The organism is Pseudoxanthomonas sp. PXM04 (assembly GCF_014851695.1).
Taxonomy (GTDB): Bacteria; Pseudomonadota; Gammaproteobacteria; order Xanthomonadales; family Xanthomonadaceae; genus Pseudoxanthomonas_A; species Pseudoxanthomonas_A beigongshangi.
Window position 1 is genome coordinate 782,501 of the sequence record NZ_JACVAG010000001.1, and the last position, 19,055, is coordinate 801,555.

Annotated in this window: 16 protein-coding genes; 11 read left to right on the plus strand and 5 right to left on the minus strand. The window is 68.6% G+C overall.

Going from position 1 to position 19,055, the window contains the following annotated elements; translation table 11 throughout:
- The first annotated feature begins 2 nt into the window (after positions 1-2).
- From folK to pgi, 5 genes are all read left to right on the plus strand, one after another.
- Complete coding sequence (folK, locus tag IB228_RS03725) at positions 3-494, plus strand: 2-amino-4-hydroxy-6-hydroxymethyldihydropteridine diphosphokinase (protein WP_192197597.1); 492 nt, start codon at positions 3-5, stop codon at positions 492-494.
- A gap of 17 nt (positions 495-511) precedes the next feature.
- Positions 512-1,324 (plus strand): 3-methyl-2-oxobutanoate hydroxymethyltransferase, encoded by an 813-nt coding sequence (gene panB, locus IB228_RS03730; RefSeq protein WP_183642481.1) that lies wholly within the window; start codon positions 512-514, stop codon positions 1,322-1,324.
- Positions 1,325-1,369: 45 nt separating this feature from the next.
- Positions 1,370-2,212: a pantoate--beta-alanine ligase gene (gene panC, locus IB228_RS03735; protein ID WP_183642476.1), complete on the plus strand. Its 843-nt coding sequence runs from the start codon at positions 1,370-1,372 to the stop codon at positions 2,210-2,212.
- A 114-nt stretch (positions 2,213-2,326) separates the two neighbouring features.
- Positions 2,327-2,707 carry an aspartate 1-decarboxylase gene (gene panD, locus IB228_RS03740; protein WP_141453346.1) on the plus strand — a complete coding sequence of 127 codons (381 nt, stop codon included), beginning with the start codon at positions 2,327-2,329 and terminating at the stop codon, positions 2,705-2,707.
- Positions 2,704-4,221: a glucose-6-phosphate isomerase gene (pgi, locus tag IB228_RS03745; RefSeq protein ID WP_192197598.1), complete on the plus strand. Its 1,518-nt coding sequence runs from the start codon at positions 2,704-2,706 to the stop codon at positions 4,219-4,221. Before panD ends, pgi begins: the two co-directional genes overlap by 4 nt.
- A 99-nt stretch (positions 4,222-4,320) precedes the next feature.
- Here the strand turns inward: pgi and queG are convergent, their stop codons facing one another.
- Positions 4,321-5,397, minus strand: a complete 1,077-nt coding sequence (gene queG, locus IB228_RS03750; RefSeq protein ID WP_192197599.1) for a tRNA epoxyqueuosine(34) reductase QueG — start codon at positions 5,395-5,397, stop codon at positions 4,321-4,323.
- Positions 5,398-5,420: 23 nt separating this feature from the next.
- Here queG and IB228_RS03755 point away from each other — a divergent pair, with 23 nt between their 5' ends.
- The 6 genes from IB228_RS03755 (at position 5,421) to IB228_RS03780 (ending at position 12,828) form a co-directional block, all read left to right on the plus strand.
- Positions 5,421-6,896, plus strand: a complete 1,476-nt coding sequence (locus IB228_RS03755) for an NAD(P)H-hydrate dehydratase (protein WP_192197600.1) — start codon at positions 5,421-5,423, stop codon at positions 6,894-6,896.
- A gap of 29 nt (positions 6,897-6,925) precedes the next feature.
- On the plus strand, positions 6,926-7,417 hold the full coding sequence (tsaE, locus tag IB228_RS03760) for a tRNA (adenosine(37)-N6)-threonylcarbamoyltransferase complex ATPase subunit type 1 TsaE (RefSeq protein ID WP_183642467.1): 492 nt from the start codon (positions 6,926-6,928) through the stop codon (positions 7,415-7,417).
- A 132-nt stretch (positions 7,418-7,549) separates the two neighbouring features.
- On the plus strand, positions 7,550-9,097 hold the full coding sequence (locus IB228_RS03765) for an N-acetylmuramoyl-L-alanine amidase (RefSeq protein WP_225562213.1): 1,548 nt from the start codon (positions 7,550-7,552) through the stop codon (positions 9,095-9,097).
- Positions 9,098-9,170: 73 nt separating this feature from the next.
- Positions 9,171-10,910, plus strand: coding sequence for a DNA mismatch repair endonuclease MutL (gene mutL / locus IB228_RS03770; protein ID WP_192197602.1), 1,740 nt, complete (start codon positions 9,171-9,173; stop codon positions 10,908-10,910).
- Positions 10,910-11,878 carry a DUF1684 domain-containing protein gene (locus IB228_RS03775; RefSeq protein WP_192197603.1) on the plus strand — a complete coding sequence of 323 codons (969 nt, stop codon included), beginning with the start codon at positions 10,910-10,912 and terminating at the stop codon, positions 11,876-11,878. The genes mutL and IB228_RS03775 overlap by 1 nt, the downstream gene beginning before the upstream one ends.
- Before the next feature lie 23 nt (positions 11,879-11,901).
- Complete coding sequence (locus tag IB228_RS03780; protein ID WP_192197604.1) at positions 11,902-12,828, plus strand: TraB/GumN family protein; 927 nt, start codon at positions 11,902-11,904, stop codon at positions 12,826-12,828.
- 54 nt (positions 12,829-12,882) lie between these two features.
- On the opposite strand, the gene rnfB is transcribed toward IB228_RS03780, so the two are convergent.
- The 4 genes from rnfB to IB228_RS03800 form a co-directional block, all read right to left on the minus strand.
- Positions 12,883-13,302: an Rnf electron transport complex subunit RnfB gene (gene rnfB / locus IB228_RS03785; RefSeq protein ID WP_183642455.1), complete on the minus strand. Its 420-nt coding sequence runs from the start codon at positions 13,300-13,302 to the stop codon at positions 12,883-12,885.
- Between the two features lie 67 nt (positions 13,303-13,369).
- Positions 13,370-15,436, minus strand: a complete 2,067-nt coding sequence (metG, locus tag IB228_RS03790; RefSeq protein ID WP_192197605.1) for a methionine--tRNA ligase — start codon at positions 15,434-15,436, stop codon at positions 13,370-13,372.
- Between the two features lie 96 nt (positions 15,437-15,532).
- Positions 15,533-15,976 carry a DUF2147 domain-containing protein gene (locus IB228_RS03795; RefSeq protein WP_141453335.1) on the minus strand — a complete coding sequence of 148 codons (444 nt, stop codon included), beginning with the start codon at positions 15,974-15,976 and terminating at the stop codon, positions 15,533-15,535.
- Between the two features lie 210 nt (positions 15,977-16,186).
- A complete protein-coding gene (locus IB228_RS03800; RefSeq protein WP_183642451.1) occupies positions 16,187-19,039 on the minus strand; it encodes a TonB-dependent receptor in 2,853 nt (950 codons plus the stop codon).
- Between the last annotated feature and the right edge of the window lie 16 nt (positions 19,040-19,055).

Here is a 19,055-nt window from a genome sequence, read left to right on the forward strand (position 1 = left end):
AGATGACAGCGCCGGGCGAGGCGTTCGTCGGCCTGGGCGCGAACCTGGGGGATGCCCGGGCCACCCTGCTGGCCGCCGCCGCGCGCCTGGCGCGGCTGCCGGACACCGAATGCGTGGCGGTGTCGCGACTCTACCGCACGCCGGCCTGGGGCCTGGAGGCGCAGCCGGACTTCATCAATGCGGTGGCGATGCTGCGTACTTCGCTGGAACCGCTGGCGCTGCTGGAACACCTGCTGGCGATCGAACGCGAGTTCGGCAGGGATCGCGCCCGCGAACAGCGCTGGGGACCGCGGCGCCTGGATCTGGACCTGCTGTTGTTCGGCGATCGGGTGCTGGACGTGCCCGGCCTGCAACTGCCGCATCCACGCCTGCACGAGCGCGCCTTCGCGCTGGTGCCGTTGCTGGAACTGGCGCCGGACATCCGGATTCCGGGCGTCGGTTACGCGCGGGATGCAGTGTCCGGCCTGGAAAGCTCGAATATCCAGCCGTTATGAGCGGATAATGCATCCCCATGAGCACTCACGCCGATAGCAAGCCCTGGACCGTTCCCGCCCTGGCCGAGGCCAAGCGGGACGGACGCAAGCTGGTCATGCTGACCGCCTACGACGCCGGTTTCGCCCGGGTCTTCGATGCCAACGGCGCCGACCTGATCCTGGTCGGTGATTCGCTGGGCATGGTGGTGCAGGGGCATGACTCGACCCTGCCGGTGACCACTTCCGATATCGCCTACCACACTGCAGCGGTGGCGCGCGGACTGAACCGCGCGCTGCTGATCAGCGATCTGCCGTTCCAGTCCGACGCCACGCCCGAACGCGCGCTGGACGCCTCCATCGCGCTGCTGCAGGCCGGTGCCGAGATGGTCAAACTGGAAGGCGCGGGCCATAAGCTGGACGTGATCCGCTTCCTGAGCGAGCGCGACATTCCGGTCTGCGCGCACCTGGGCCTGACCCCGCAGTCGGTGCTCAAGTTCGGCGGCTACAAGGTGCAGGGCCGTGACGAAGCCGCCGCCGCGCGCCTGCGCGCCGATGCGCGCGCGGTGGCCGAGGCCGGCGCGGCGCTGCTGGTGCTGGAATGCGTGCCGTCGGCGCTGGCCGCGTCCATCACCGCGGACATCGCCATCCCGACCATCGGCATCGGCGCCGGCCCGGGCTGCGACGGGCAGGTGCTGGTGCTGCACGATTTCCTCGGCCTGGACACCGGCCATCGCCGGCCCAAGTTCGTCAAGGATTTCCTGGCCGGAGGCGGTTCGATCGCCGGCGCCGTGCGCGCCTATGCCGACGCGGTGCGCGACGGCAGCTTCCCCGACGCCAGCCACTCCTACTGAGCCGCGCACCGCGCGGCGATCCAGCGGACTTCTGCGGACAACTTCATGCTAGAAACCATCACCGAACTGCACGATCTGCGCGCCCGCGTCAGGCAATGGAAACGCGAGGGCCTGAAAGTCGCGCTGGTGCCGACGATGGGCAACCTGCATGCCGGCCATTACTCGCTGGTCATGCTGGCGCGGCAGTATGCCGACCGCGTGGTGTCCAGCGTGTTCGTCAATCCGACCCAGTTCGGTCCCAACGAGGACTTCACCCGTTACCCGCGCACGCCGGAAGCGGACATGAGCGGTCTGGAAGGCGCGGGCTGCGATGTCCTGTGGCTGCCCACGGTGGAATCGATGTATCCGTTCGGCGTGGAACTGGCGGCCAAGGTGCACGTGCCCGGTGTCAGCAGCTTGCTGGAAGGCGCGCATCGCCCCGGCCATTTCGATGGCGTGTGCACGGTGGTGACCCGCCTGTTCAACCAGGTGCAGCCCGATCTGGCCGCATTCGGCAAGAAGGACTACCAGCAACTGGCGGTGATCCGGCAGATGGTGGCGGACCTGGCGTTTCCGATCGAGCTGCTGGCCGGCAGCATCGTGCGCGAGAGCGACGGGCTGGCGATGAGCTCGCGCAACCAGTACCTGTCGGCCGACGAGCGCCCGCGCGCCGCCGAAATCCGCCGCGTCCTGACCGCGATGCGCGACGGCGTCGTCGCCGGCCGCCCGCGCGTGGAGGTCGAGGACACCGCCGCCCGCCACCTGGCGGACAACGGTTTCGCGGTGGACTACACCACGGTGCGCCGGCCCGACCTGAGCGAGCCGGTCGACGGCGAAGCCGGTCCCCGGGTCGCGCTGGTCGCCGCGCGCCTGGGCCGGACCCGGCTGATCGACAACCTGGAATGGTGAACGCGGCGCCTGCCGCCCGCTTCGCCTCCCGCGCGGCGCCTCCCGCCGCATGCACGTCGGCCGCCCGCGGCCGCTGCTAAACTTCCGCTTCCTCCGTGGTCCGTTCCCCCCGCCATGCAACTCAGCCTGCTCAAGACCAAGATCCACCGCGCCACCGTCACCCACGCCGAACTGAACTATGAAGGCTCGATCGCCATCGACGGCCTGCTGCTGGACGCCAGCGGCATCCGCGAGTTCGAGCAGGTGCACATCTGGGATGTCACCAACGGCGCGCGTTTCTCCACCTACGCCATCCGCGCCGACGAGGGCAGCGGGATCATCTCGCTCAACGGCGGCGCCGCGCGCCACGTGCAGATCGGCGACCTGATCATCATCGCCGCGTTCGCCGGCATGAGCGAGGAGGAAGCCGAGCGCTTCCAGCCCAAGCTGATCTACGTGGACGGCAGCAACAGGATCACCCACACCAACCACAGCATTCCCAAGCAGGCCGCATGAGCCAGACACCGGGTTTCGACGCACTGCAGTCCCACGCCGCGCGCCTGCGCGGGCAATCGCTGCCGGCGCTGCTGGCGCAAGATCCCGCGCGCGCCAACGACTTCGCCCTGCGCCACGGCCCGCTGTACTTCAACTTCGCCCGCCAAGGCTATGACCGCGAGGCGCTGTCCGCGCTGGTCGCACTCGGCGAATCGCGCGATCTGAAAGGGGCGTTCCGGCGCCTGTTCGATGGCGAGAAGGTCAACGTCACCGAAGGCCGCGCCGCGCTGCATACCGCGCTGCGTGGCAATCACTCCGGTGCCGCCGCCGCGCGCGAGGCATTCGCCACCGCCAGCGCGGTGCGCGAGCGCATGGCCGCGCTGATCGCGGATCTGGAAGCCAGCGACGTCACCGATATCGTCAGCGTCGGCATCGGTGGTTCCGACCTGGGCCCGCGGCTGGTCGCCGATGCGTTGCGCGGACCGCTGCCGGGCCGCTTCCGCGTGCACTTCCTGTCCAACGTCGACGGTGCCGCCGCCCAGCGCGTGCTGGCGCCGCTGGATCCGCGCAAGACCGCGGCAATCCTGATTTCCAAAACCTTCGGCACCCAGGAAACCCTGCTCAACGGCGGCATCCTGCGCGACTGGCTGGGCAGCAGCGAGCGCCTGTACGCGGTCAGCGCCAATCCGGAGCGCGCCGCCGCCGCGTTCGCGATCGACGCGGCACGGGTGCTGCCGATGTGGGACTGGGTGGGTGGCCGCTACTCGCTGTGGTCGGCGGTGGGCCTGCCGATCGCGCTGGCCATCGGCTTCGAGCGCTTCGAGGCGCTGCTGTCCGGCGCATCGGATTTCGACGCGCATGTACTGAACACCGCGCCCGCCGACAACATCGCGGTACGCCACGCGCTGACCGCGATCTGGAACCGCAATGCGCTAGGCCACGCCGCGCACGGCGTGATGACCTACGACCAGCGCCTGGCGCTGCTGCCGGCCTACCTGCAGCAACTGGTGATGGAGAGCCTGGGCAAGTCGGTGAAACTCGACGGCAGCCCGGTCGGCGTGGATACCGTGCCGGTGTGGTGGGGCGGTGCAGGCACCGACGTGCAGCACAGTTTCTTCCAGGCGTTGCACCAGGGCACCGGCATCGTGCCGCTGGATTTCGTCGGCACCATCCGCAACGACGATCCCTATGCCGAGAACCACCTGGCGCTGATGTCCAACCTGCTGGCGCAGACCGAGGCGCTGGCGAACGGGCAGGGCAGCGAGGATCCACACCGCGCGTATCCGGGCAGCCGCCCGAGCACGCTGATCCTGCTCGATGCGCTGACCCCGCAGACCCTGGGCGGCCTGATCGCCATGTACGAACACAGTGTCTACGCGCAGTCGGTGCTGTGGGGCATCAACGCCTTCGATCAGTTCGGCGTCGAACTGGGCAAGCAACTGGCCAACGGCCTGCTGCCGGCACTGAAGGGCGAAGCGCAGGCCAACGACCCGGTCACCCGCGTACTGCTGGACGAGTTGCGCAAGCGCGGTTGATTTCTCCGCGGCGACCTTCTGTCTTGTGGGAGCGACGTCAGTCGCGAAATTCTGGATGTCCGATTCGCGACTGACGTCGCTCCCACAGGGCATGCCGGCTCATTGCACCCCATGCCGCCGCAGCGCCCACGCCACGTGCTCGCGCACCAGCGGCGAGGGGTCCTCGCGGCGCGAAGCCAATGCCGCCAGCACGTCCGGCGTGGCCGGCGCATTGCCCAGCGCGACGGCGATGTTGCGCAGCCAGCGCTCATGGCCGCTGCGGCGGATCGCCGAACCTTCCGTGCGGCGCAGGAATTCGGCTTCGTCCCAGGCGAACAGTTGCGGCAGCGTCGCGGTATCCAGATCGTTGCGGGCGCGGAAATCCGGTTCGTCGTGGCGCTTGGCGAACTTGTTCCAGGGACAGACCAGCTGGCAGTCGTCGCAACCAAAGATGCGGTTGCCCATCGGCACGCGCAGATCCTCGGGAATCGCGCCGTCGTGCTCGATGGTCAGGTAGGAAATGCAGCGCCGCGCGTCGAGACGATACGGCGCGGTGATCGCGTCGGTCGGGCAGATGTCGATGCAGCGCGTGCAGGTGCCGCAGTGCGCGCTGGCCGGCGCATCAATCGGCAGCGGCAGGTCGACGTAGATTTCACCGAGGAAGAACCAGGAGCCGCCATCCTTGTCGATGAGACAGGTGTGCTTGCCGATCCAGCCGAGCCCGGCGTTGCGCGCTAGCGCGCGTTCCAGCACCGGCGCCGAATCCACGAACACCCGATGGCCGAACGCGCCGACTTCCTGCTGCAGGCGTTCGGCCAGCCGCTGCAGGCGATTGCGCATCAGCTTGTGGTAGTCGCGTCCCAGCGCGTAGCGGGCCACATAGGCGCGTTCGCCGTCGGCCAGCGTCCGCCAGGCGTCGTCACTGTCGTTGCGGCCGTAATCCAGTCCCACCGAAATCACCCGCAGGGTGCCGGGCAGGAGTTCCTGCGGCCGGCTGCGCAGGTCGCCGTGGCGCGCCATCCAGTCCATCGACCCGTACAGGCCCTGCGCCAGCCAGTCGCGCAGATGGGCCTCGTCCTCTCCCAGTTCGACACCGGCGATGCCGCAGCGCTGGAAGCCGAACTCGCGCGCCAGCCCGCGCACCCGCGCGGCGAGCGCGGCGGGATCCGGAAGCGTGACGGGCGCGGTGGCAGGCATGCGACAAGTATAGAATCGCCCGCATGTCCGGCAGCTTTCCCCTGTACGACACCGCCGCCGCGCGCGACCTGGACGCGCGCGCCACCGTCCGCCTAGGCGGCGACCCGCATGTCCTGATGCTGCGGGCGGGGCAGGCGGCCTGGCGGCACCTGCGGGATCACTGGCCGCGGGCCCAGCGCCTGGTGGTGGTGTGCGGACCCGGCAACAACGGCGGAGACGGCTACGTGCTGGCGCAACTGGCGCAGCGCTCCGGGCACGTGGTCACGGTGGTGCACTTGGACGAGCACGTGCCGCGCACGCCCTCCAGCCAGCGCGCCTGCACCGACTACATCGCCGCGGGCGGGCGCATCGCACTTCATGGCGGTGGACCGCTGCCGCCCGCCGACGTGGTGGTCGACGCCTTGTTCGGCATCGGCCTGTCGCGTGCGCCGGATGCGGGTTCCGCGCGCCTGATCGAGGCGATCAACGCGCAGGGCGCGCCGGTGTTAGCGCTCGATGTTCCCAGCGGCGTGGATGCCGATCGCGGACACGTGCCCGGCGTGGCAGTGGTGGCCTCGCGCACGTTGCAGTTCATTGCCGAGCACGTGGGACTGCGCACCGGCCAGGCGCTGGAATACACCGGCGCGTGCGCGCTGGACGAACTCGAAGTCGATGACGAAACCTTCGCCGGCGTCCCCGCCGCCGCCAACGGCCTGGGCGCGGAAGCGCTCGCGCGCTGGCTGTTGCCGCGCCGGCGCAATACCCACAAGGGCGAGTCCGGCCGGGTGCTGTGCATCGGCGGTGATCACGGCAGCGGTGGCGCTATCGCGTTGTGCGCGGAAGCGGCGCTGCGTGCCGGCGCCGGCCTGCTCCGCGTCGCCACCCGTGAACGCCACGTCGCGCCCCTGCTGGCGCGACGGCCGGAAGCGATGGTGCGCGCGGTCGAATCCGGCGAGGAACTGGCGCCGCTGCTGCCGCAGGCCGATGTCGTCGCGCTTGGCCCCGGACTGGGGCAGGAGGACTGGGGACGCGGGCTGTTCGAACTGGTGCTGCGCGCGCAACCGCCCTGCGTGCTGGATGCCGATGCCCTGAACCTGCTGGCCGCGTATCCGCACGAACTGCGCGACGCGATCCTGACCCCGCATCCCGGTGAAGCGGCGCGCCTGCTGGGCGTGGAGACGCACGAGGTGCAGCAGGATCGCTTCGCCGCCGCGGGCGCGCTGGCGGAGCGCCATCGCGCGGTGATTGTGCTGAAGGGCGCCGGCACGATCGTCGCTGCGCCGGGCGAAATTCCCTGCGTGCTGGATGCCGGCAACCCGGGCATGGCCGTAGGCGGCATGGGCGATGTGCTGACCGGCATCATCGCGGCGTTGCGCGCGCAGGGACTGCCCGCGTTCGACGCCGCGCGCGCAGGCGCGCTGCTGCATTCGCTGGCGGGCGACGTCGCCGCGGCGGAAGGCGAACGCGGCCTGCTGCCTTCGGATCTGATGCCGATCGTGCGGCGGCTTGCCAATCCCTGAGCGTGTGCGGCGAAGGCTAGAATCGCGGCATGGAATCCTTGTCCCTGTTCCTTTCCGACAGCGAAGCGACCGACGCGCTCGGGCGCGCGCTCGCGGCCACCCGGCCGGCCAGCGCCGTGGTCCACCTGCAAGGCGATCTGGGCGCGGGCAAATCCACCCTGGCGCGCGCATTGCTGCGGGCCTTGGGCGTGCAGGGCGCGATCCGCAGCCCGACCTATACCCTGGTCGAGCGCTACCCGATCGCCGACGGCGAAGCCTGGCACCTGGATCTGTACCGCATCGGCGACGCCGGGGAACTGGATTTCCTGGGCCTGGACGAGGGCAGCGCCACGCTCTGGCTGGTGGAATGGCCCGAGCGCGGCGGCGCCGGCTTGCCGGCCTGCGACCTGCGGGTGCGGCTGGCGGTCGAGGGCGACGGTCGTGCGGTCAGCCTGGAAGCCGCGGGCGAAACCGGGCAGGCGTGGCTGGCGCGCCTGGAAAAAAGTGGCCAGTTGCCTCGATCACCTGTCCCGACGGTGTAGGAAGATCCGGCAGGTCACGGATTATTAAGGGAAAACTTCTTGCATTCCTGGGCGGTTGGTGCTTGAATCCGCCGCATGTCCCTGGGGAAACCTCCATTTCGACGCCTCCGCATCGCCGCCCTCGGGTTGGTGATGGCTTCGGCGTGCGCTGGAACGGCCTCCGCCGGCGAGGTCAGCGCGGTCCAGCTGAGCAACGGCGCGACCGGCACCCGGGCTGAAATCCACCTGCAGGGCAAGGGCGAGTTCAAGACCCTGGCGCTGCATGGGCCCGAGCGCCTGGTGGTCGACCTGCCGGCCTCCAGCGCCACGCGTGGCCTGAAACTGCCGGCCGGACAGGGCATCGTCACGGCGGTGCGCACCGGCCAACCCAATCCCGGCACGCTGCGGGTCGTGTTCGATCTGGCCGGCCCCGTCACCGCGCTCAAGCCACGCGTGGAGGCCGCGGAGGGCGGCGCGCGCTTGGTCATCGAGTGGCCCGGCGATGGTCCCGCCGTCGCCAAGGCGCCGGCCGCGACCACGCCTGCATCCGCATCGAACAACGCGACGACCCCGGCAACGACCGCGCCGCCACCGGCTGCATCGACGCCTTCGGCCGGCCAGGCCACCGCCGCCCTGGCGGCGCAGGTCGCGCAGCAGGCCAACGCACCGGCCACCACGCCGGCGATGCGTCCGGCCGAACAGAACGCGCCGTCGCAACCGACGTCGTCGCCATCGCCGCAGGCCATCCTCAACGGGCAGGCGACCACGCAGGTCGCGCCGGCCCAGCCGAACGCCGCCGGTGTGACGCCAGGTGGCGTTCCGTACACCATCGCCACCGGAAAGCCGGCCACGCCGGCACCGGGAGAGGTGGCTTCCACGGTCGCGTCCGTGCCGCAGGAACCGGCGCCGCGGGTCGGCATGCGCGCCGGCATGCGTCCGCTGATCGTGGCCATCGATCCCGGCCACGGCGGCCAGGATTCGGGCGCCGTCGGCATGGGCGGCACCTACGAGAAGAACGTCGTGCTGGCGATCGGCCGCGAACTGGCGCGCCAGATCAACGCCACGCCGGGCATGAAGGCGTACATGACCCGCGACAGCGATGTCTTCATCCCGCTCAACATGCGCGCCCGCAAGGCCCGTGCGGCGGGCGCCGACATGTTCGTGTCGATCCACGCGGACGCGGCGGAAAACCGCTCGGCGCGGGGTTCCTCCGTGTATGTGCTGTCGCTGAAAGGCGCGTCCTCGCAACGCGCGCGCTGGCTGGCGGACAAGGAAAACGCCTCCGACCTGATCGGCGGCGTGGCCCTGCAGAAGGTCGACAACACGTTGGGTTCGGTGCTGCTGGATCTGGCACAGAGCGGTCACATGCGCGCCTCGGAAGACGCGGCCAACCACGTGCTCGACGGCCTGAAACGGGTCGGCAACAACCACAAGCCGAACATCGAACGCGCCAACTTCGCGGTGCTGCGCACCTCGGACATGCCGTCGATGCTGGTGGAAACCGCCTTCATCTCCAATCCGGACGAAGAGAAGCGGCTGAAGGATCCGGCCTACCAGCGCAAGGTCGCCGCCGCCGTGCTGGATGGCGTTAATACCTATTTCACCCGCCAGCCGCCGCCGGGCACGCTGTTCGCCGCGCGCGCGCAGGCCGAAGCCGAGGCGCGCAGCGCCGCCGCGGGCGGAGCCGCCGGCGCGCCCTGAGCGCACCGCGTCGGGCCAGCGCTCGGCTATCATCCGCACTGACTTCCCGCGACGGCGAACACGCCGCCCCGACGTGCCGATCCGCCAACTGCCCGACACCCTCATCAACCAGATCGCCGCGGGCGAGGTGGTGGAGCGCCCGGCGTCGGTGGTCAAGGAACTGGTGGAGAACGCCCTGGACGCGGGCGCGCGCCGCGTCGACATCGATCTGGAGGAGGGCGGCATCCGCCTGATCCGGATTCGCGACGATGGCGGCGGCATTCCGGCCGCGGAACTGCCGCTGGCGATCTCGCGCCACGCGACCAGCAAGATTGCGTCGCTGGATGATCTGGAAGCCGTCGCCACCCTGGGTTTCCGCGGCGAGGCATTGCCTTCGATCGCGTCGGTGAGCCGTTTCCTGTTGACGTCGCGGCGCCTCGATGACGCGCATGGCGCGGCGTTGCGCGTGGATGGCGGCCAACTGGGTGAAGTGGCGCCGGCGCCGCATCCGCCCGGCACGACCGTGGAGGTGCGGGACCTGTTCTACAACGTGCCGGCGCGGCGCAAGTTCCTGCGCGCCGGGCGCACCGAACTGGGACATATCGAGGAGTGGCTGCGTTCGCTCGCGCTGGCCCGGCCGGAAATCGAACTGCGGGTCGGCGTGGACGGCAAACCCGCGCGCCGCTACCGGCCGGATGGCATGGATCCGCTGGCGCGGGTGCGCGAGACCCTCGGCGACACCTTCGTGGAGCAGGCGCTGCGCATCGAGCACGCCGCCGCCGGCCTGCGCCTGCACGGCTGGATCGCGCAACCGCAATATTCGCGCGCGACCGGCGATCAGCAGTACCTGTACGTCAACGGTCGCGCGGTGCGCGATCGCAACATCGGCCATGCAGCCAAGAGCGCTTACAAGGACGTGCTGTTCCATGGCCGCCAGCCGGCGTACGTGCTGTTCCTGGAACTGGATCCGACCCGCGTCGACGTCAACGTGCATCCGGCCAAGCACGAGGTGCGTTTCCGCGACGCGCGGCTGATCTACGATTTCGTCCTGGGGACGCTGCACGAAGCGCTGGCGGAAACCCGCGCGACGATGGCGCGGGCGCTGGCGATGCCGCAGGGCGCCGATGGCACGCACGCCTTGCCGGCGGTGGCGCAGGTGCGCGAGGCGCGCGCCTTCTATGAAGCCCTGTATGGCGAACATGGCGCGTTGCCGTCGCAGCCCTCGATGCCACCGCTTTCACCAATGCTGGACGGCGAGGTGCCGCCGCTGGGATTCGCGGTCGCGGTGCTGCACGGTCGTTATCTGCTGGCCCAGGACACGCAGGGCATGGTCCTGCTCGATCTGCCGGCCACCCACCGCCGGTTGATGCTGGCACGCCTGCACGCGGCGCGCGCGGGCATCGGATTGCACGCACAGCCGTTGCTGTTGCCGCTGGAACTGGAAGTCGATCCGGAAGCGGCGCGACTTTGCGCGCGGAATGCGGCATGGCTGGCGTCGCTGGGCCTGATCGTCGAACCGGCGGGCGAAACACGCCTGCGCCTGCGCGCGGTTCCGGCGTTGCTGGTGGACACTGACCCGGAAGCGCTGCTACGCGATGTGCTGGCGGCGGCTGGCGGCAATGATGCAAGCGAATCGGAAGACGCGCGCGTGGAGCGCTTGCTCGCGATGATGGCCGGTCACGGCGTACCCGCGCCGCGCGGCATGACGCTGGCGGAAATGAACGCCCTGCTGCGCGAGGTCGAACGCATCGAAGCTGCTGACGGCGATGCGGGCGCACTCTGGCGGCGGTTTGGGCTTGCCGAAATCGAACGTGGATTCAGTCGGGGGACGTGATGGGGACTTGGCGACGATTTGCCTGCGTGGCTGGACTGCTGTTGCTGGCCGCGTGCCAGCGTGACGCGGTGGATGACGGGAGCAATGCCACGCGCAAGGTGCAGGATCCCGCTTTCCTGGCAGCCGAGGATCAGTGGCGCGCGCAGCGGCGCGAGGAACTGCTGAAGCCGGATGGCTGGACCAGCCTGGTGGGCCTGCACTGGATCCAGTTGAAGGCGCACTACATCGGCAGCGGGCCGGACAGCGGCATCCGCCTGGCCGTCGGCCCGGCCAGGCTGGGCATGCTGTCCGACGAGGAAGGGCGCATCCATTTCACCCCCGAGCCGGGCGTGGCGGTGACGTTCAACGGCCAACCGGTCAAGGGCAAGGTGGAAGTTCCGAGCGATCACGACGAGTCACCCGGCGTCATTGGCTTCGACGACGGCAAGGGGTGGCTGACGGTGATCGAACGCGGCGGACGCCACGCGCTGCGGGTGAAGCACGCCGACGCCGACAGCCGGGTGCGGTTCGGGGGCCTGAAGTACTGGCCCGCGAACGCGGACTGGAAGATCCAAGCGCGCTTCGTGCCACATCCGCCCGGCAAGACGATTCCGATCGTCGACATCACCGGCACCACCACGCCGTCGCCAAATCCCGGTGCGGTCGAGTTCGAACGCGACGGGCGTCGTTACCGGCTCGAGGCGCTGGGCGACGCCGGCGGAGCGTTGTTCTTCGTGCTGGCCGATCGTACCAGTGGCCACGGCAGCTATCCGGCCGGCCGCTTCCTGGACGCGCCGGCGGTCGTCGACGGTAAGGTCTGGCTGGATTTCAATCAAGCCTACAACCCGCCATGCGCATTCACGCCATTCGCGACCTGTCCGTTGCCGCCTCCGGAAAACCGCCTGGATCTGGCGATCAGCGCCGGTGAACAGACCTACAAGCCGGCGCCCGCGGCGACGGCGCATCCCTCACAGAAGGCCACGCAATGAATCAGATACCTCGCGGAAAGAAAATGCGCCGGCTGCGCGCCATTGGCCTGGCCGTGCTCGCCGCGTTTGCATTCCCGGCATTCGCCGATGCGCCAAAATCGCAGGCCGAAGCGCCGGTGCCACTGCTGTGGAAGGTTTCCGACAGCGACAACGCCGTCTATCTGCTCGGTTCCTTCCACATGCTGAAACCCGCGGACTATCCGCTGGCACGGGACGTGGACGGCGCTTTCGCGGACGCCGAATCGGTGATGTTCGAATTGTCCCCGGACGAAATGGGCCCGGCGCTGTCGACCCGGATGATGCAGGCCGCGCTGCGCAGCGACGGCAAGAGCCTGCGTGATGATCTGGACGAGGCCACCTGGACGAAGCTGGAAGCCTATGCCGCCAGGAATGGCATGCCGGTGGCCAATCTCGCCGCGTTCAAGCCGTGGTTCGTCGGCTTGACCATCAGCGTAACCGAGATGATGCGGCAGGGGCTGGATCCCAAGATCGGCCTGGACGCGCACTTCATGGAGCAGGCCAGGTCCGCCGGCAAGCCGGCCAGCGGCCTGGAACAGGCGCTGGACCAGATCACGCTGCTGGACGGCATGGACGCGGTCGAGCAGCGGCAATTCCTCAAGGAGGTCCTGGACCAGGCGGAGAAGGGCCCCGGCCAGACCGAGAAACTGCATGCGGCCTGGCGGCGCGGCGACGCCGCGATGCTGTGGGAGGAAATGGCCGCCGAGATGAAGCGCGAGTACCCGCGCCTGTACCAACGCATCAACGTCGATCGCAATGACAACTGGGTGCCGAAGATCGAAAAGCGGCTCACCGAGTCCTCCAGCGACGACACGCTGGTGATCGTGGGAGCGCTGCATCTGCTGGGCAGTGACGGCGTGGTCCAGAAGCTGCGTGCACGCGGCTACCAGGTCGAGCGCATCTGCTCGGCGTGCAAGGCGCCGCAGAAGTAACCGGTAGAAGTAATCTGGATGCGCGCGGATATCTGCGCACGATGAAAACGCCGGCTAAGGGGCAGGCGTCATCACGATGCAATCGACCGGACAGGCCGGCACGCAGAGTTCGCAGCCGGTGCACAGCGGATCGATGACCACGTGCATGTGCTTGGCGCCGCCGATGATGGCGTCGACCGGGCAGGCCTGGATGCACTTGGTGCAGCCGATGCAGTCGGCTTCGACGACTACCGCGACCGCCGGCGGCTTGTGTTCGCCACGCGCGCGGTCATAGGGAAGCGCGGGACGGTCGAGCAGCCGCGCTAGCGCATGCGCGCCGGCGTCGCCGCCGGGCGGACAGCGATCCACATCCGCCTCGCCGCGCGCCATCGCCTCGGCATAGGGCCGGCAGCCGTCGAAACCGCACTGGCCGCACTGGGTCTGCGGCAGCAGCCTGTCCAGGCGTTCGACCAATGCGGGCGTGGCGTGGTTCATGCGAGGGCGGCGCGAGACATGGACGCGTGGCCGATCTCTGTCGCGGACGTCCGATCGCGGGGACGAGTCAGCGGACCGGCATGCCCGGCTGCGCGCCGTCGTCGGCGTCCAGCAGGGCCAGCGCGCCGCCGTCGAAACCGGCCGACAGGATCATTCCCTCGCTGAGGCCGAAACGCATCTTGCGCGGCGCCAGGTTGGCGATGAACACCACGTTGCGGCCAACCAGCTTCTCCGGCTCGCCGTAGCTGGCGCGGATGCCCGAGAAGATCTGGCGCTTGCCCAGATCGCCCGCGTCCAGCTCGAAGCGCAGCAGCTTGTCCGAACCGTCGACGAACTCGCAGGCCAGCACCTTGCCGATGCGCAGATCGAGCTTGGCGAAGTCGTCGATGCCGATATGGCTGGTCGCGTCGCCGGCCGTCTCCGGCTTGGCGGGCGCGGCCGGGGCGGCCTTGGCCGGTGCCGGCGTGGCGGTGGTGGCGGGAGCGAGGGTTTCCTTGGAGGCTTCGGTCATGGCGTCGATCAACTTCGGGTCAATGCGGGTAAACAGTGCGGCGTACGGCTGGATGTTCCGGCCGGTGAGCGGCGCATCCAGATCCGGCCAGGCGGTGACGGGCGCGGCGAGGAAGGCCTCGGCCTGTTCCGCGGTGCGCGGCAGCACCGGCTTGAGCGCGGCGGCCAGCACGCGGAACAGGTTCAGGCCCTGGGTGCAGACCGCCTGCAACTCGGCATCGGCGCCTTCCTGCTTGGCGATCACCCACGGCTTCCGGTCGTCGATGTAGCGGTTGGCTTCGTCGGCCAGCGCCATGGTGGCGCGGATCGCGGCGGCCGGATCGTTGCGCTCGTACGCCTCGCGCACCGGCGCCAGCGCGGCGACGAAGCGGTCGTACATCGCGGGATCCGGCAGGGAGTCGGCGAGGCGGCCGCCGAAGCGCTTGTCGATGAAACCGGCGCAGCGACTGGCCAGGTTGACGAACTTGCCGACCAGATCGGCGTTCACCCGCGCGGTGAAGTCGCCCAGGTTCAGATCCAGATCGTCCACGCCGCCGGAGGATTTTGCGGCGTAGTAGTAGCGCAAGGCTTCGGCTTCCAGACCGACATCCAGGTAGGTGCGCGCCTTCACGAAGGTGCCGCGCGACTTGGACATCTTGGCGCCGTCCACGGTCAGGTAGCCGTTGACGTGCAGGCGGGTCGGCGCGCGATGGCCGGTGCCGTGCAGCACCGCCGGCCAGAACAGGCCATGGAAGTTGACGATGTCCTTGCCGATGAAGTGATGGAGTTCCACCTCGGTCCCGGCGCGCAGATGCGCGTCGAAATCCAGGCCCTTCTTTTCGCACAACACCCTGAAGCTGCTCAGGTAGCCGATCGGCGCGTCCAGCCAGACATAGAAATACTTGCCCGGCGCACCCGGAATGCCGAAGCCGAAGTAGGGCGCATCGCGGGAAATGTCCCAGGCGCGCAGGCCGCCCTCGGCGTCCAGCCACTCCATCAGCTTGGCCTTCACGCCCGGCAGGGCCACGTCTCCCGCCAGCCATTCGCGCAGGAAGCCTTCGAAACGACCGACCTCGAAGAAGAAATGTTCGGAGTCGCGGATTTCCGGCGTCGCGCCCGACAGCACCGACTTCGGTTCCTTCAGATCGGTCGGCGCATAGGTCGCACCACAGACCTCGCAGTTGTCGCCGTACTGATCCGGCGAACCGCAGTTGGGGCAGATGCCCTTGATGTAGCGATCCGGCAGGAACATGCCCTTGGCCGGATCGTAGAACTGGGCGACATTGCGGCGCGCGATATGGCCGCCGGCATCCAGCCTGGCGTAGAACGCTTCGGTCAGCTCGCGGTTGATCGCCGAGTTGGTGGAATCGTAGTGATCGAACGCCACGCCGAAGGCGGCGAAATCACGCTCGTGGCCGGCCTGTACGTCCGCCACGAAAGCTTCCGGCGTCGTGCCCGCCTTCTCCGCCGCCAGCATGATCGGCGTGCCGTGGGTGTCGTCGGCGCAGACGAAATGGGTGGTGTTCCCGGCCAGGCGGCGGGCACGGACCCAGATGTCGGCCTGGATGTAGCCCACCAAGTGGCCCAGGTGCAGCGGACCGTTGGCGTAGGGCAGGGCGGTGGTGACGAGGGCGGTGCGGCTCATGGCGGACGGCTTGCGGGGAGTCGGTCATTATCGCATGGCCCAAAAAAGACAGCCCGGCGGGGGCCGGGCTGTCGGGAACGCTGGATGTGACGGCGCTTACTCGCGCTGCCAGGTCTGCGCGCGGCAGATGAATGCGATGCAGCCGGAGACGTCCAGTTTCTGCCCGCCGGCCTGCAGTTCCATCTTCGACTTGTAGGTCTTGCCGTTGGCCGGATCCAGGATGGTGCCGCCGCTCCATTCGTTGGCGCCGTCGGCCTTCAGGCCCCACAGGATCACCATGCCCTTGACCGGCTTGTCCTTGCGATCGCCGGTGCACTTGTCGCAGGTCGGGTTGGGGCCGCGATCCGAGTGCAGCACATCGACCACCTTGCCGGCCAGCGAGCCATTGGTGGTGGTGTAGATCTCCACGATCGACTTCACCTTGCCGGTCTTGTCGTCGATGGTCTTCCAGCGGCCCACCGCGCCGTCGGCGGCGGAAGCGGCCAGGGATGCCGCCAGCAGCGGCAGGGCCAGCAGGGTGGCGGTCAGGATCTTGCGCATGTTCCCCTCCCAGGGAGTCTTGGACGAACCGGCGGAACCCGCCGGAATGGCCTCCTTTATACCGCATCCGCTGGCGTATGGAAGCGGCCGGGCCGGGCGGTTCAGGCCGCGGCCGGTCGCCCCGACGCCTGGCCCGGAAAGCCCGCCGGGCACGAAAAAGAAAAGCCCCGCCTTGCGGCGGGGCCTTTGGTACTGCTGGGTGTCCGGCGGTTACTTGCCGAACTTGTAGCGCGCTTCCACGAAGAACGAACGGCCGTACACGTTGTACAGGTAGTTGTTGTACGGCGTGGCCTCGTTGCCGGGGTAGCTGCGGGCCTGGTCTTCCGGGGTCTTGTCCAGGACGTTGTTGACCATGAACGAGAATTCCAGGTTGTCCATCGGCGCGTAGTTCACGCTCATGTTGTACGTGATGTACGGCGCCCACCAGCCGGCGCGCGGATCGGTGAAGCCACGGGTGTTGTACGCGACCCAGTTCGGCGTTTTGCCGATGCGGTTCGCATAGACCGTGGTGGTCCACTTGTCCTTGTTCCAGGCCACCGACAGGTCGGCGCGGGTCTTGGCGTACGCGTCATACACCCACATCGAGTACGGGTCGCGCAGCAGGTCGATCGCGGGATCGCCCGGCAGCGGGGTGACCGTGTGCTTCAGCGTGTTGGTGTAGTTGCCGGCGAACTTCAGCGCGCCGAAGCGGCCGATGTCCAGCAGGTAGTTGACGCTGGCGTTGACCGCGCGCAGCTTCTGCTTGGCGACGTTGACCTTCGGGGTGAACACGGTCTCGATCGCGCCGGTGCCATCACGCGTGATCCAGGCCAGCGCGTTCTGGCAACCCTGCGAACCGGTGTCCATCTGGCCGGTGCGGCAGTAGTACTCCATCAGCGACAGCTGGTCGGTGCTCTGCAGGTCGACTTCGTTCTCGATGTCCCACGCGAAGTAGTCCACCGACATCGACAGGTTGCTGCTCGGCGCCCAGACCACGCCGGCGCTCCACACGTCCGCGGTGATCGGCTCCAGCTTCGGATTGCCCGCCTGCTGGCCGAAGAACTGCGAGTCGTCATAGGCGCAGTCGGCGGTGTTGCCCGGCAGGTAGCCTTCCTGGGCGCAGCGATAGTAGTCGGTCACCTGGTCGTAGTAGCCGCTGACACCCTGGAAGGTGTCGGACAGGGTCGGCGCGCGGAACGCGGTGCCGTACTTGCCGCGCAGCAGCAGGCTTTCGATCGGGCGGTACTCCAGGCCGATGCTGTAGGTCGGCTTGTCGACGGTTTCGCCGTAGGCGTCGAACGCGTCATAGCGGCCGGACAGGGTCACGGTCAGCGGCTCCAGCACGGGCAGGCGCAGTTCGCTGGTGACCGCGTAGCGGGTGCGGTGGCCGGCGCCGCTCACGGCGGTGGTGCCCCACACCTGCGATTCCAGCGTTTCCGGATCCGCGATCAGGCGTGCGTCGGGCGTGTAGTCCCAACCCTGGTTGCCGCCTTCGACCACCACGGCCAGGCCGGCGTCGCCGCCCGGCAGCGAGAACAGCGCGCTGTTGGTCACCTGCGCGCGCAGCATGTTGTCCCAGGTCTTGCTGCGCGAGGTCGCGAAACCGGTGAAGCTGGCGAAGTCGGCCGGCGACATCGGGGTATAGAACGCCGCGTAGTCCGGACGGAACACCGGATACAGGCCCTGCACCGGATCCAGGCCCAGCTGCGGGCCCAGCACGTTCTGCTCGAAGTAGTCGTTGATCGGATCCGCCCAGCGGGCGAAGCGGCGCTGCTTCAGGCGGTACTCGGTGCGGGTCAGGCCCAGATCCCAGTCCCAGTTGCCCAGCACGCCGTTGGCGCCGAAGGTCACCGAGTAGGAACTGCTGCGATCGGTGTTCATGATGTCGCGGTAGCCTTCGCCGCCGATGTCCTCGGGCGAGAACGCGCGCTGCAGGTTGACCAGCGCATCGAGGTCCGGATCGTAGAAGTAGCCGTACTTGGCGCTGGTGCTCCACCAGGTGTAGGCCGAACCGGTGGCGTACTTCACTTCTTCATGGCTGTACAGCACGTCGCCGTACAACTGCAGGCTGTCGCTGACGTCGAAGGTCGCGTGGCCGTAGGCCTGCGCGGATTCCTTGCCGTTGGTGATGGTGCGGTAGCCCGGCGTGCTGAACGAACCGCAGTACTGGCCGAAGCCCGGACGGTTCTGCAGCCCTTCGGTGCCGCCGAACTGGCCGCTGACGTTGGCGCAGTTGTTCGGATCCAGGAACAGGTAGCCGTTGTTGGCCGGGCGGATGCCGCCGCTGGCCGCGTAGTCGCGGTAGCCGGCGACCAGGTAGTCGCGGCTGGCCAGCGGCGCGGTGTAGCCGTTGACGTTGTACTGCTTGGTCAGATCGCGCTGGTAGCCCCAGATCGGATCCTTGGTCTCGGCCTGGATGCCGGCCAGCACGTTCAGGCGGCCGTCGTAGCCGGTGAAGCCCTTGGCCAGGCTGAAGCGGAAGCTGTCGCCGCCGCCGTCGCCATAGGCGCCGCCGCGCACGCTGAGCGCGCCGCCGTCCATGTTCTTCTTCAGGATGATGTTGATGACGCCGGCGATCGCGTCCGAACCGTACAGGGAGGACTGGCCGCCCGGCAGGATCTCGATGCGCTCGACCAGATCGATCGGAATGCCGCTGATGTTGTTGAAGGTATCGCTACCGTTGTACAGCGCCGGATAGTTGGCCATCGGGCGGCCGTCGATCAGGTACTTGGTGTAGCCCGGATCCAGGCCGAACATGCTGACCGTCTCGGCGCCCTGGGTGAAGGCGGCGGAGGTCTGGCCGCCCTGGATGCCGCCGGTGGAGAACGCGGACTGCTGCAGGGCATCGGCGATGCTGGTGAAACCACGGGTCTTGATGTCCTCGGCGGAAATCGTGGTGACCGGGGTGAAGTTTTCCAGCTGGGTCTGCGGGATGAGCGAACCGGTGACCGTGACCTTGTCGAGGTTGGTGGTGTCGCCGGTGGGAGCGGGGGAGGCGTCTTGAGCGAAAGCGGCGGTCGGGGCCAACAGGACGGCGACCATCGCCGCGGTCAGGCGGCTCCGCTTGATGTTGCGAACTGGCATTTGCTTGTTATTCCTT

Excerpts from the sequence above, each read along its gene's own strand:
- folK (WP_192197597.1), top strand. The coding sequence starts at position 3 with ATGACAGCGCCGGGCGAGGCGTTCGTCGGCCTGGGCGCGAACCTGGGG.
- panB (WP_183642481.1), top strand. The coding sequence starts at position 512 with ATGAGCACTCACGCCGATAGCAAGCCCTGGACCGTTCCCGCCCTGGCC.
- panC (WP_183642476.1), top strand. The coding sequence starts at position 1,370 with ATGCTAGAAACCATCACCGAACTGCACGATCTGCGCGCCCGCGTCAGG.
- panD (WP_141453346.1), top strand. The coding sequence starts at position 2,327 with ATGCAACTCAGCCTGCTCAAGACCAAGATCCACCGCGCCACCGTCACC.
- pgi (WP_192197598.1), top strand. The coding sequence starts at position 2,704 with ATGAGCCAGACACCGGGTTTCGACGCACTGCAGTCCCACGCCGCGCGC.
- queG (WP_192197599.1), bottom strand. The coding sequence starts at position 5,397 with ATGCCTGCCACCGCGCCCGTCACGCTTCCGGATCCCGCCGCGCTCGCC.
- IB228_RS03755 (WP_192197600.1), top strand. The coding sequence starts at position 5,421 with ATGTCCGGCAGCTTTCCCCTGTACGACACCGCCGCCGCGCGCGACCTG.
- tsaE (WP_183642467.1), top strand. The coding sequence starts at position 6,926 with ATGGAATCCTTGTCCCTGTTCCTTTCCGACAGCGAAGCGACCGACGCG.
- IB228_RS03765 (WP_225562213.1), top strand. The coding sequence starts at position 7,550 with ATGGCTTCGGCGTGCGCTGGAACGGCCTCCGCCGGCGAGGTCAGCGCG.
- IB228_RS03775 (WP_192197603.1), top strand. The coding sequence starts at position 10,910 with ATGGGGACTTGGCGACGATTTGCCTGCGTGGCTGGACTGCTGTTGCTG.
- IB228_RS03780 (WP_192197604.1), top strand. The coding sequence starts at position 11,902 with ATGCGCCGGCTGCGCGCCATTGGCCTGGCCGTGCTCGCCGCGTTTGCA.
- rnfB (WP_183642455.1), bottom strand. The coding sequence starts at position 13,302 with ATGAACCACGCCACGCCCGCATTGGTCGAACGCCTGGACAGGCTGCTG.
- metG (WP_192197605.1), bottom strand. The coding sequence starts at position 15,436 with ATGAGCCGCACCGCCCTCGTCACCACCGCCCTGCCCTACGCCAACGGT.
- IB228_RS03795 (WP_141453335.1), bottom strand. The coding sequence starts at position 15,976 with ATGCGCAAGATCCTGACCGCCACCCTGCTGGCCCTGCCGCTGCTGGCG.
- IB228_RS03800 (WP_183642451.1), bottom strand. The coding sequence starts at position 19,039 with ATGCCAGTTCGCAACATCAAGCGGAGCCGCCTGACCGCGGCGATGGTC.